This is a genomic window from Gillisia sp. JM1, from assembly GCF_000424645.1.
Taxonomy (GTDB): domain Bacteria; phylum Bacteroidota; class Bacteroidia; order Flavobacteriales; family Flavobacteriaceae; genus Gillisia.
This window is the reverse complement of the sequence record NZ_KE384219.1, coordinates 255,748-268,219: the sequence shown is the minus strand read 5'-3', so window position 1 is coordinate 268,219 and position 12,472 is coordinate 255,748. Positions and strand designations below refer to the sequence as shown.

Here is a 12,472-nt window from a genome sequence, read left to right as displayed (position 1 = left end):
AATGCTTTTTCATGTATAAAATTTTATTCCTATTTCTGTGCTTCAGTTTTTCATTGAATGCGCAAGTCCTTTCAGAAAAAAATAGAGCCAAAGTAATTGACGAATTGTTAGAGGATAAGTTTGAAAATACCTTGCCCCAACTAATGGAACGTGCAGGGATTGATATGTGGGTAATCATCTCCAGAGAATATAATGAAGATCCCGTTTTAAAAACTATGCTTCCCGCTACCTGGCTAAACGCAAGGAGAAGAACAATTCTTGTGTTTTACAAACCGAAAAATTCTAAAAAGGTAGAACGACTTGCTGTTGCGAGATATAATATTGGAGAAAGTATTAACTCTGCCTGGGACAAGGAAAAGCAGCCTAACCAGTGGAAAGCCTTGATTGATATTATTACTGAAAGAAATCCAGATAAAATAGGTTTGAATTATTCTAAAAATTTCGGAATTGCAGATGGACTGGTTAAAACCGATCACGAAGAATTTATTACTCATTTACCAGAGGAATATAGAAATAAGCTTGTTTCTGCGGAAGATCTTGCTGTTGGTTGGATAGAGACTAGGACAGCGAAAGAAATGGAATTTTATAAGATCTTGGTTAAAATGACTCATGATATTATTGCTGAAGCTTTTAGCGAGAAAGTGATTGTTCCGGGGCAAACAACTTCTGAAGAAGTTGTTTGGTGGTTGAGACAAAAAGTAACAGCTCTTGGATTGGAAACATGGTTTCATCCAACGGTTGACATCCAGAGAAAAGAAGAAAAATTAAAAGACCATATAGATGCTTTTTCAAATGGATATGGAGAAACAACAATCTTACCGGGAGATCTTTTACATTGTGATTTTGGGATAAGTTATTTAAGACTGAATACAGATTGCCAACAGCATGCTTATGTGTTAAAGGATGGAGAAACTGAGGCTCCTGAATTTCTAAGAGATGCACTTAACAAGGGAAATCAGCTTCAGGATATACTAACTTCTAATTTCGAATCTGGGAGATCTGGTAACGAAATTCTTAAAAAATCTCTTTCGGAAGCTAAGGCTGTGGGTTTGCAACCTTCAATATATACACATCCTTTAGGACTTTATGGCCATTCTGCCGGTCCAACTATTGGAATGTGGGATTCTCAGGATGGAGTTCCCGGAACTGGAGATTACAAGTTGTTTCCAAACACTACCTATGCTATAGAATTAAACACCACGGTTGCAATCCCGGAGTGGGATAAAGATATACGAATCATGCTTGAAGAAGCAGGGTCTTGGGGAGAAAACTCTTTTAAATATGTAAATGAAAGGCAAACTGAATTACTGCTTATTCCTTAAAATTAATATCACATTTTTAAATAATAGTCTGCAGAATGCTTTCCGGAGCCATAGATTATAAAGAAACACGTAAGCAGTAAAATAGTAATGGCGATTATTAAGTTACCGGGATTCATTACTCCAATAAAGTTGATTAAGATCACGCCAAGAAGTATAGGAAGTTTTGCGATTAATGCCTAACGTGTAAGCAAGCCAAAGGCTATCATTAGGCCTCCAGCCAAATGTGCTGGCGCTACCTAATGAATTACTATCATTATACATCCAAAATCGCGAAGTGGCTTAAAAAGCTCCATAAAGATCTGGCTTTGAGAAATAAATTGAAGTCCTTTTGTAAAAAGAACTCCCAATGCAATCCTTAGAATGTCCAGTGAATAATAAGTATGTGCATTAGCCCACTTATTAAGAGATTTTATAGTTATCATAACTCAAAAAAATAATAATTAAATTACTGATAACTAGCTACTTTATGAAATATTAGGAATCAGAATGTTGCATAAAAAAAGCTTCCAAGTTTATATTTTACCTTGGAAGCTTTCAATAAATATTGATTCAATTTATTTTATAAATTTAGTTTCTATGTAAAACTCTTTTTCATTGACTTTAATGTCATCCCGATCTTTGACTTTTTTTGAAAGTTCTTTCCAAGTATTTGAAGGAGTAAGTCGAATTTCTTTTTTATCTATAAAAACATCTACTGGCATATTGAAATCTGCTACGTCTGTTTTCCAGCGATAACTGATTCTTTTTCCTGTCTCCTTAAATTCTAATACTGGAATTGCAGAATATCTAAGATATTGATCGAAAATAGGCTGAAGATCTATTTTTACCGGAGTATTAAAGAAATTCTCAACTGTTCTTGTGTCTATTGTTTTATGCTTAAAAGTAAGTGTGTAATCTTTCAAAGTTTTCCACCAAAGCTCATCGTTATTATAGATGCTTCTTAAGGTGTTTAATAAATTAGCGCCTTTGGGATACATGTCACCAGAGCCTTCACTATTTACCCCGTAATCCCCAATTATTGGAGATTTATTACCGATGTTTTTTCTAAGTCCTTCCAAATATTTTAAAGCGTCTTCTTTTCCCCATCTACATTCTACATAAACAGCCTCAGAGTAGGTGGTGAAACCCTCATGTATCCACATATCTGCAATATCATTGGCAGTAATGCTATTTCCAAACCACTCGTGTCCAGATTCGTGGATAATTATAAAATCCCATTTTAATCCGATCCCAGTTCCAGAAAGATCGCGGCCTAAATAGCCCATTTTATAATAGTTTCCATAAGCTACAGCACTTTGGTGCTCCATTCCCAAATATGGAGTCTCTACTAATTTATAACCATCTTCCTTGAAAGGATATTCCCCAAATTTTTCATAGAAGCATTCCATCATCGGTTTTACCTCTGAGAATTGTTTTTTAGCTTTTTCAAGATTGTAAGGCAAGACATAATAATCTAGATCTAAATCCTCATACTTATCCTGGAAATGAACATAATTTGCGATATTAAAAACGATGTCATAATTGTTTATTGGATTACTCACTTTGTAACTCCATCGAGTGTAGCCATTTTCCAAATCTGTTGTTCCTAGCAATCTCCCATTAGAAACATTGGTAAGCCCATTTGGGACCGCAATTTCTATCAGTGCCTCTTCCGGCTCATCACTTTGATGATCTTTATTGGGATACCAAAGACTAGCACCGGTTCCTTGAACCGCAACTGCGATCCACGGATTTCCTTCTTCATCTTTCTTAAATACGAAGCCACCATCCCAAGGAGCATTCTTCGCTACTATAGGATTTCCAGAATAAAATACTTGAATAGAGTCTGTTGTTTCAGCACTTAAGGCTTCTTCAAATTCCACAAAAACAGCATTGAATTTCCTCTTATATCCCAATTTTTCGGCTCCATGTAAAATAGAATCTATCCTCATGTTTTCAAAAAGATCGATCTGCATAACAGGCAAATCTTCTTCAGCTTTAAAAGTGATGGTATTAAAGCCAGAGATAAATCGTTCTTCTGGATCAATTTGTACTTGCAGATGGTATTTTAAAACATCGTATGAGCGTTCCGGTCTTAAGGAGCCTCTTAAGGAATCTGCTTCGGTGTATTGCTTGTTTTTATTACTTAATACTTGGGAGAAGCTTGAATTTACACCAAGAAATATAATTATTATTAGGAGCGATATATTTTTCATATATAATTTTATGGAGTATGCATTATAAATAATTCTGCGTCGGGCCGATTTTTTAAAGTCTTTTTCATTTTACTATGAAGATCTTCAAAATCTTCTCTAGTTGTACCTTTGCAAATACCGTACGAATAATGATATTTTAAGATTTCCATGTCGCTACTGGTGAAGTTTCTGATCATGGGACAATTTGAAAAATAACTGTTACAATTTATAGAGGGGTCAACTCCAAAATAGCCCAAGGTTTTTATGAAGTTAGATTTCAAATTTGCAATTTGATAATTTTGGGCTTTTATATTTGTAGTATTTACCTTTAGAGATGCTTGGATTAATTGCTGTCTGCCATTCCAAGTAACATAATAGCCAGAGGTTTTTTGAGTGATTCTAGGTTCAAAATCCTGATCATTTTCATCGTTTATATAATAAACCAAATAATTGGATTCTGCTTTAACATTAACCTTCTCAATATTTAGAGAATCTATATCCGCAGAAAGACCTTCAGCAAAATCCATTAGAGCCGTGCGATGTAATTTTGGTACAGAAGTATCAAAATAGATCTTTATGTCTTCTTTCCATATTTTTAAAGTCGCTTTCGAATTTTCTTTGTTACCAAAAACAATTTTTTTATAGGTTTCAAGAAAGAGAGAGTCTTTTGGTTCATATCTAACACGAACTCCATTTCGATGGCGAAGGTCATTTATAAACTCATTTGGGACAAGCACCAAAGTGTCCTCTCCTCTAATCATAAAATCTATGGTGTCCTGTTTAGTTAAAGGATCCCCTTTTTCCTTATAAGTTTTGAGATCAATATATGATCTAACAACTTTCCTCACAGCAGAGGAGTCTTGAGAAAATCCTTCAGAACAGAAAAGCGTAAAAAAAATATATAAAAGGTATCGCATAGATTATGTTTGGATTACTCCTAAGTTAAAATCTTTAGTGATAGGCGAGTGGTTCGCTGCCTCAATACCTGTAGAGATCCACTTCCTAGTGTCTAAAGGATTTATAATTGCATCTGTCCATAATCTGGCAGCTGCATAATATGGCGAAGTTTGTTTATCGTATCGGGCTTTTATTTTATCGAATACTTCTTTTTCTTTATTCTCGTCTACTTTTTCACCCTTTTTAGCCATAGATGCAGTTTCTATTTGAGCCAATACTTTAGCAGCTTGAGTTCCACCCATCACAGCAAGTTCGGCACTTGGCCAGGCTACAATTAATCTTGGGTCATAAGCTTTCCCACACATCGCATAATTTCCTGCACCATAAGAGTTACCTATAATAATAGTGAATTTTGGAACTACAGAGTTACTCACGGCGCTAACCATTTTTGCACCGTCTTTAATAATACCGCCGTGTTCACTTTTACTACCTACCATAAATCCGGTAACATCCTGAAGAAATACCAAAGGAATTTTTTTCTGATTACAGTTTGCGATAAAACGAGTTGCTTTATCGGCAGAATCGGAATAGATCACCCCGCCAAATTGCATTTCCCCGGTTTTGGTCTTTACAATTTTACGCTGATTGGCAACTATACCAACTGCCCAACCATCAATTCTCGCATATCCAGTGATAATTGTTTGCCCATATTCTTTCTTATATTCTTCAAAATCAGAATCATCTATTAATCTAGAGATGATCTCCCGCATGTCATACTGATCGTTACGTTTTCTTGGTAAAATCCCAAAAATTTCATTAGGATCTAATTTAGGTTTAATAGGATCTTTTCTACTAAATCCAGCTTTGTCATAATCCCCGATCTTATCCATTATAGACTTGATCTTATTTAGGGCATCTTTGTCGTCTTTTGCTTTATAATCTGTAACACCACTAATTTCAGAATGCGTAGTAGCACCACCTAAGGTCTCATTATCTATAGATTCTCCAATAGCAGCTTTTACCAAATAGCTTCCGGCCAAGAAAATACTTCCAGTTTTCTCTACAATAATAGCCTCATCACTCATAATTGGTAAATAAGCTCCACCCGCAACACAACTTCCCATCACAGCCGAGATCTGAGTAATTCCCATGCTGCTCATTACTGCATTATTTCTGAAGATCCTTCCGAAGTGTTCTTTATCAGGAAAAATTTCATCTTGCATTGGTAGATATACCCCTGCGCTGTCTACCAAATAAATAATAGGTAGTCTGTTTTCTATAGCTATTTCCTGAGCTCTCAAGTTCTTTTTGGCAGTAATAGGAAACCAGGCTCCAGCCTTTACTGTCGCATCATTTGCAACTACTATACATTGCTTTCCTGCAACATGTCCTATTTTGATCACAACACCACCACTAGGACAGCCGCCATGTTCTTCATACATTTCTTCTCCTACAAAAGCCCCAAGTTCAATTGCTGCATCAGAATCATCTAAAAGATAATTGATCCGCTCTCTGGCAGTCATTTTACCTTTCGCATGGTGTTTTTCAATACGTTTTTCTCCACCTCCAAGTTTAACTGTGGCGAGCTTCTGTCTTAATGTAGAAAGTAATAGTTTATTATGATCTTCATTTTTATTGAAGTTAAGATCCATAGTAATTGTAGTATTATATTGTCCGAATATTAGTGCTTAAATAGGTACTGATAGAACAAGAGTAAATTCTGGTTTTCATTCCTGCCTCAGTATCTTGGCTAAAATACAAAATCGAGATAATTTTTAAGGCTGAAAAGTTTTTAAAATATCCTGATGAAAAGCTATATCTTCAATGATATCGATAATTTAAAAGGTTTAATTTCAAAAATTAGCAAATGCAAGATTATAAAAATCAATTAATTACACATTTAAAAGGAGGTTCAGCTTTTATGCCAGTGGAAGAATTGTTAAAATTTATTTCTTCTGAAGAACTTTGCAGGAGACCTAAGGCTTTGCCGTATTCTTTCTATGAGATCTTCTATCATATGCGTTTTGCACAAAAGGACATCTTAGAGTTTATTAAAGATGAAGATTATACAACTCATGAGTGGCCACAGGATTATTGGCCAAAGAAAAACATGATTGATTCTTTGGAAGAATGGGAATTATTGAAGTCACACTTTTTTGAAGAACAGCAGGAGCTAATAGGTTTTTTACAAGATACAGAGAGCGATCTTTTGAAGCCTGTTAGTAAGGGAACTGAGCATACTTTACTACGAGAGGTTTTGTTGGTAATAGAACACAATGCGTATCACTCAGGGCAATTATTGATCGTTTTAAGAAGTTTAGGTTTGTATCCCGCATAATTTAGGTTTGCTATGCGGGGAAGAGATTTAAATTTAGGATATTTGTACTTTCAAAAATTTAGAGGTTTTCAAAAGATATTATTCTGAATTTATTTTGGATATGAAAGTAATCCTTATGAGATTGAGACAGTTTTTTAAAACTAAATTTTTTCGATTGTAACTATAAAAACATATAAAATGGCAGATGATAATAAGGTGATTTTTTCCATGTCTGGGTTAACAAAAACCTTTCCGGGAGCGAATACACCAGTACTTAAAAATATTTATTTAAGTTTTTTTTACGGAGCAAAGATTGGGATCTTAGGACTGAATGGTTCCGGGAAATCTACATTACTGAAGATCATTGCAGGAGTGGAGAAGAATTATCAGGGAGATGTGGTTTTCTCCCCGGGGTATACTGTGGGAATGCTTGAACAGGAACCGCAATTGGATGATGAAAAAACTGTATTGGAAGTTGTAAAAGAAGGGGTTGCTGAAACTGTTGCAATTTTAGATGAGTATAACAAGATCAACGATATGTTTGGCCTTCCTGAGGTTTATGAGGATGCAGATAAGATGCAAAAACTCATGGATAAGCAAGCCTTATTACAAGATCAGATAGATGCGTCAAATGCTTGGGAATTAGATACCAAATTGGAAATCGCAATGGATGCTTTGCGTACTCCAGACTCAGATAAGAAAATTGGAGTATTATCTGGTGGAGAACGAAGAAGAGTTGCTTTATGTAGATTATTATTACAAGAACCGGATGTCTTGTTACTGGATGAGCCAACTAACCACTTGGATGCCGAATCTGTACATTGGTTAGAACATCATTTAGGGCAATATAAAGGAACGGTGATCGCTGTAACTCACGATAGATATTTCCTTGACAATGTTGCAGGATGGATATTAGAACTAGACCGTGGGGAAGGAATTCCTTGGAAAGGGAACTACTCTTCTTGGTTAGACCAAAAATCTAAACGTTTAGCACAAGAGCAAAAAACAGCAAGCAAGCGTCAAAAAACACTAGAGCGAGAATTAGAATGGTCTCGTATGTCTCCGAAAGGAAGACAGTCCAAGCAAAAGGCGAGATTGAATAATTACGATAAATTGCTGAGTCAGGATCAGAAGAAAATGGACGAGCAATTGGAGATCTATATTCCTAATGGTCCTCGTTTGGGAACCAATGTTATTGATGCAAAAGGAGTAAGTAAAGCCTTTGGTGATAAGTTGCTTTATGAAGATCTCAATTTCACCTTACCTCAGGCAGGAATTGTTGGAGTTATTGGGCCTAACGGGGCTGGTAAAACCACTATTTTTAAAATGATCATGGGGGAGATAACTCCAGATCAAGGAAGTTTTGAAGTTGGAGATACGGCAAAGATCGCGTATGTAGATCAGAGCCATTCTAATATGGATCCGGAGAAAACTATCTGGCAAAATTTCAGTGATGGACAAGAGCTTATTAATATGGGAGGAAAACAAGTGAATTCCAGAGCCTATTTAAGCCGATTCAATTTTGGGGGAGGAGAACAGAATAAAAAGGTAAGCATGCTTTCTGGTGGAGAGCGCAACCGTTTGCACCTTGCAATGACGCTTAAGGAAGAAGGTAACGTCTTGTTATTGGATGAGCCAACGAATGATCTGGATGTGAATACCCTGCGTGCGCTGGAAGAAGGTTTAGATAACTTTGCAGGCTGTGCGGTAGTGATCTCTCACGACAGATGGTTCCTGGATAGAATTTGTACTCATATCCTTGCTTTTGAAGGAGATTCACAAGTTTATTTCTTTGAAGGTGGATTCTCAGATTATGAGGAGAATAAGAAGAAGCGATTAGGTGGAGATCTAATGCCGAAGCGTATTAAATACAAAAAGTTGACTCGTTAGATATTCGATATTTAATTTATAAAAAACTCCGAAGAAAGCTCTTCGGAGTTTTTTGTTTTTTAATCTAATCTCACTATATCTTCTTATAAGTAAGATCCAATTCGTCATCTGCAATTTGCGGGTCGTCTATTCTTGTTAGAGTAAGAATATCTCCGTCTACAGTATATTTAAAATCATCTGAACCATTTATTTTTAGTGTACCATCCGTGACAGTATAATTGTAATTTCCCGAGTTGGCTATATAAAAATAATCTTCTCTTGGATTCTGTACTAGAACACTGTTTTCTGAGTTTTTAAAATTGAGGCTGAAATCATTGAAGTTGGTTTCAGGATCAAATCCGCAAAAGCAACTGATATTGGTAAGCATCCAGGTTCCGCTTAACTCGCTGTCAATTTTTGGATTATCATCGCTATTTGAACATGCAGATAGAAAAACAGAACTCAATACAAGGATTAAAATTCTTTTCATAGCTAAAGCTTTAGGAGATTTAAAATACGACTTAATTAGAAAATGGTCAAACCTATTTTTTTGTTGTCATTTCGAAGGAGTTTTTTAACGACTGAGAAATCTCTTTATAATATGTCTGTATGTCCGCTTTTGCTCCAGTAAATAGTTTTTTATTAATTAATTACAGGTTGTTACCGTCATGCTGAACTTGTTTCAGCATCTCAAATATGTGGTATAAGACCCTGAAACAAGTTCAGGGTGACGCGACCACTTCAGATAGGATAATTTGGTCACTGGACTCTAAACGGATATACAATAATATGTTTTTGAATCCTAATAACACAATAACACAATAACTCAAACAACAGCATAATGACATACTGAGATTTCTCCCTGCGGTCGAAATGACAATAGATTCCCCTCTATTTATACCACCTTTTCTTATTGGCTTTAGAACCACTTCCTTTGCGTCCTTTTTTATGCTTGCTGCCTTTCTTTTTATGAACCACAGGTTCTGCATTTTTTTCTAATGGATAAGGATGTTCTGTTTCAATAGGGATTTTATTTCCTATCAAGGTTTCAATAAATTGGATATATTTCTTTTCATCTGCGCTACAGAAGGAAATAGAAGCTCCCACACTGCCTGCTCTACCTGTACGCCCAATTCTATGTACATAAGTTTCCGGCATACATGGGATATCAAAATTCAGCACAAAATCTAAAGAATCGATATCCAATCCGCGAGCAGCAAGATCTGTCGCAACTAAAATATTTACTTCTTTACTTTTAAATCTCTCCAAGGCAGAAGTACGGTCTGTCTGACTTTTATCTCCATGGAGTTCATCGGCCTTGAATCCGTTTTTCACCAAGGATTGTAAGGCTTTTTCTACCCCAAACTTGGTTCTTCTGAAGATGAGAACAGATTTATTTTTAACCACATTTCGCATTACATAAAGCAATAATTCTACTTTATCTTGCTTAGGCACCATATACAATTTTTGTTCAATAGAAGGCGCTGCGGAAGAATTGGTGGTCAATTCAATTTTTTCGGGGTTCTGTAGCAAAGATTTCGCTAAATCCTGAACTTTTGGTGGAATAGTAGCCGAAAACATTAGCCTTTGCACCAAATTGGGAGCAAGTCTAATTATTTTCTGAACTTCATCTATAAAGCCCATATCTAACATAAGGTCGGCTTCATCTAAAACCAAAACCTCCACTTCTTCAAGATTGATATAGCCTTGTTTTCTAAGATCTAAAAGTCTTCCAGGTGTTGCAACTAAAATATGCAATCCATCCTTTAGTAAGTTGATCTGTGGCTGCATGGAAGCACCACCAAACACAACTCCAGATTTTATATTCGTGAATTTTGAATAATCTTTAATATTCTCTGCAATTTGAACCGCTAATTCCCGGGTAGGACTAACAATTAATACAGAGAGTGTGCCTTTTGTTTTATCATCTTCTACACGCTTGTTTAAGAGTTGTAATAATGGAATTGCAAACGCACCTGTCTTTCCTGTTCCTGTTTGGGCACAAGCAATTACATCATTCCTTCTTAAGATTTCCGGAATAACTTTTTCCTGGATTGGAGTAGGAGTAATGTGTCCAATTTCAGATATTCCCTGCTGAATGGTTTGGGATAAGGGTAGGTCTTCAAAAAGCATAAATTCAATTTAGGCTACAAAGATACTATAATTGTATTATGAGTACTCAGCTACTTAAAGATCCTGTTGAGTTAAAGTGATATTAATTAATATAAAGTAATTGTGTGGAAATTGTTTTGTTTGGAGAAACAGTCACTATGAACAGCGCAGCATTTTCATCATCGGGAAGATCTTCATATTTTTTATTCTTCATTATTGCATTTACAAAAGCCGGGGTAGTATTGCTATGTCCAACAATTAGCACTGTTTTTCCTTTAGTCTTTTTCTGAAACTCTTGATTAAATGGATCGTTAGTCTCATAAATTTCTATTTCCAATGAATTTGCCTTTGCAATAGGCTGTGCAGTTTCCTTGGTTCTATTATAATTAGTGCTATAAACCATATCAAAAGATACATCTTTTAATACCTCTGCCCATTTTTCAGCTCTTTTAAGACCTGTCTCTTCAAGCTTTGGATCCTTTTCTGAAGGATCATTTCGATCTTTCTCTGCATGTCTTATAAGATAATAAGTGGTATTATTCAAATGTACTTTAGATTCTTCTACTTGTTTTAAGAGGTGTTTGTCTGAGGATTCTGACTTCTGAAAATTGCAACTGGTTAAAAGTGTAAACAGAATAAGAAAAAGATTTTTCATGAGATATTATTTAAATATGACTTCCATTAAAATTACTTGATTTAGTTGTTTTCCCAATGAATTAAAATTATTATCTGAAATTAGAATTAAGCTTTTGTTCCCATTTGGAAGGTCTGGTCCAAAAGTCATTCCTTCGATATTATCTATGATTCCTTCAGTTAATCTCTTTTTTACAGATTTGAAATCGAACACCAGTTCCTTAGTGGCTTTTGTGAACTTTTGTTTTCTTAGATTTTGGAACTCTAAGGTGTTAGTGGCATTTTTAGTATTTATATTGAAAATTCGAACTGTATTTCCGTAGCTACCGTGCCCGGCAGAAAATGCTCTTTCCAATACTAAAAATTGATGTGGTGCATATTGGATTAATTCGGTAAGCCCATTAACGGCAAAGTACAGCCATGGGATCTTAGAAATATTCTCTAAAGAAATTACAAATTGATCATCGGCTTTTCCAGATTTCTTATTAAAATGTGTGATTCTTATTGGAGATCTAGTGGGGAATAGCTTTGGTTTTGAGCCATCTTTGGTAAGTGGAAGCTCCATGCCTACCCAAATACCTTCATTTTTATAGTCTTTAGTTAAACCTTCAAAAACACCATTATTTCTTGGTTGCTGAATTCCTGTTGAAGTGAAATAATCTGGGAGCTCAAAGTTTTTTATAAATTCTCCATCTGAATTCACATAGAAAATCGATGGCTTCTGATTTTTAGAAATAGCACCTTCGCTGCTAAGAACAATATTTTCAGAACTATCGTCTATTCTAATGCCTTCCAGATCTAAAGTGTTTTCTTTTAAAAAGCCTGAGTTTCTATCTAGTTTAACAACTTCAGAAATTATAATAGTATCAATTTTATTACGGGAGAATTCAATTTTAGATTTATAAAATCTTGGATTACCTGGATGGTCACAAACTAAATAATAAGTACCATCATTATAATCTATGCCAGACAACCCACCAACAGTAGTTCCGTCAATTTCCAGATTGCTTGGTAAAACATAATCGTCTAAAAAACGAAGCTCAATATTTTCTTTAAAAATCTTTTTTGAAGTTCCACAGGCCGTAAGGGTAAAGATTATAAGGCAAAGAAGTAATAGTTTTCTCATTTATTTGGCTAAAAAGTAAAAA

Annotated in this window: 10 protein-coding genes and 1 pseudogene; 3 read left to right on the top strand and 8 right to left on the bottom strand. The window is 35.3% G+C overall.

Annotation, left to right across the window (positions count from 1 at the left end; all coding sequences use genetic code 11):
* Positions 1 to 11: 11 nt before the first annotated feature.
* Positions 12 to 1,322 (top strand): M24 family metallopeptidase, encoded by a 1,311-nt coding sequence (locus H033_RS0115550; protein ID WP_026839134.1) that lies wholly within the window; start codon positions 12 to 14, stop codon positions 1,320 to 1,322.
* An 8-nt stretch (positions 1,323 to 1,330) separates the two neighbouring features.
* Here the strand turns inward: H033_RS0115550 and H033_RS22540 are convergent.
* The 4 genes and pseudogenes from H033_RS22540 to H033_RS0115530 all read right to left on the bottom strand — a co-directional run bounded on the left by H033_RS22540 (position 1,331) and on the right by H033_RS0115530 (position 6,045).
* Positions 1,331 to 1,744 (bottom strand): annotated as a pseudogene (locus H033_RS22540) (DoxX family membrane protein).
* A 132-nt stretch (positions 1,745 to 1,876) separates the two neighbouring features.
* Positions 1,877 to 3,517 (bottom strand): M1 family metallopeptidase, encoded by a 1,641-nt coding sequence (locus tag H033_RS0115540; protein ID WP_026839133.1) that lies wholly within the window; start codon positions 3,515 to 3,517, stop codon positions 1,877 to 1,879.
* Between the two features lie 8 nt (positions 3,518 to 3,525).
* Positions 3,526 to 4,413 carry a hypothetical protein gene (locus H033_RS0115535; RefSeq protein WP_026839132.1) on the bottom strand — a complete coding sequence of 296 codons (888 nt, stop codon included), beginning with the start codon at positions 4,411 to 4,413 and terminating at the stop codon, positions 3,526 to 3,528.
* Positions 4,414 to 4,416: 3 nt separating this feature from the next.
* Positions 4,417 to 6,045, bottom strand: coding sequence for an acyl-CoA carboxylase subunit beta (locus H033_RS0115530; RefSeq protein ID WP_026839131.1), 1,629 nt, complete (start codon positions 6,043 to 6,045; stop codon positions 4,417 to 4,419).
* 215 nt (positions 6,046 to 6,260) lie between these two features.
* On the opposite strand from H033_RS0115530, the gene H033_RS0115525 reads away from it, so the two are divergent.
* On the top strand, positions 6,261 to 6,731 hold the full coding sequence (locus tag H033_RS0115525; RefSeq protein ID WP_026839130.1) for a DinB family protein: 471 nt from the start codon (positions 6,261 to 6,263) through the stop codon (positions 6,729 to 6,731).
* A gap of 177 nt (positions 6,732 to 6,908) precedes the next feature.
* Positions 6,909 to 8,600 (top strand): energy-dependent translational throttle protein EttA, encoded by a 1,692-nt coding sequence (gene ettA / locus H033_RS0115520; protein WP_026839129.1) that lies wholly within the window; start codon positions 6,909 to 6,911, stop codon positions 8,598 to 8,600.
* A 73-nt stretch (positions 8,601 to 8,673) separates the two neighbouring features.
* On the opposite strand, the gene H033_RS0115515 is transcribed toward ettA, so the two are convergent.
* The 4 genes from H033_RS0115515 to H033_RS0115500 form a co-directional block, all read right to left on the bottom strand.
* On the bottom strand, positions 8,674 to 9,069 hold the full coding sequence (locus H033_RS0115515) for a hypothetical protein (RefSeq protein WP_026839128.1): 396 nt from the start codon (positions 9,067 to 9,069) through the stop codon (positions 8,674 to 8,676).
* Between the two features lie 401 nt (positions 9,070 to 9,470).
* Positions 9,471 to 10,712: a DEAD/DEAH box helicase gene (locus H033_RS0115510; protein ID WP_026839127.1), complete on the bottom strand. Its 1,242-nt coding sequence runs from the start codon at positions 10,710 to 10,712 to the stop codon at positions 9,471 to 9,473.
* Between the two features lie 82 nt (positions 10,713 to 10,794).
* Entirely contained in the window at positions 10,795 to 11,346 is a 552-nt protein-coding gene (locus H033_RS0115505; RefSeq protein ID WP_026839126.1) for a SixA phosphatase family protein, read from the bottom strand.
* A gap of 6 nt (positions 11,347 to 11,352) precedes the next feature.
* Entirely contained in the window at positions 11,353 to 12,450 is a 1,098-nt protein-coding gene (locus tag H033_RS0115500) for an esterase-like activity of phytase family protein (protein ID WP_034886424.1), read from the bottom strand.
* Positions 12,451 to 12,472 lie beyond the last annotated feature (22 nt).

Excerpts from the sequence above, each read along its gene's own strand:
- H033_RS0115550 (WP_026839134.1), top strand. The coding sequence starts at position 12 with ATGTATAAAATTTTATTCCTATTTCTGTGCTTCAGTTTTTCATTGAAT.
- H033_RS0115540 (WP_026839133.1), bottom strand. The coding sequence starts at position 3,517 with ATGAAAAATATATCGCTCCTAATAATAATTATATTTCTTGGTGTAAAT.
- H033_RS0115535 (WP_026839132.1), bottom strand. The coding sequence starts at position 4,413 with ATGCGATACCTTTTATATATTTTTTTTACGCTTTTCTGTTCTGAAGGA.
- H033_RS0115530 (WP_026839131.1), bottom strand. The coding sequence starts at position 6,045 with ATGGATCTTAACTTCAATAAAAATGAAGATCATAATAAACTATTACTT.
- H033_RS0115525 (WP_026839130.1), top strand. The coding sequence starts at position 6,261 with ATGCAAGATTATAAAAATCAATTAATTACACATTTAAAAGGAGGTTCA.
- ettA (WP_026839129.1), top strand. The coding sequence starts at position 6,909 with ATGGCAGATGATAATAAGGTGATTTTTTCCATGTCTGGGTTAACAAAA.
- H033_RS0115515 (WP_026839128.1), bottom strand. The coding sequence starts at position 9,069 with ATGAAAAGAATTTTAATCCTTGTATTGAGTTCTGTTTTTCTATCTGCA.
- H033_RS0115510 (WP_026839127.1), bottom strand. The coding sequence starts at position 10,712 with ATGCTTTTTGAAGACCTACCCTTATCCCAAACCATTCAGCAGGGAATA.
- H033_RS0115505 (WP_026839126.1), bottom strand. The coding sequence starts at position 11,346 with ATGAAAAATCTTTTTCTTATTCTGTTTACACTTTTAACCAGTTGCAAT.
- H033_RS0115500 (WP_034886424.1), bottom strand. The coding sequence starts at position 12,450 with ATGAGAAAACTATTACTTCTTTGCCTTATAATCTTTACCCTTACGGCC.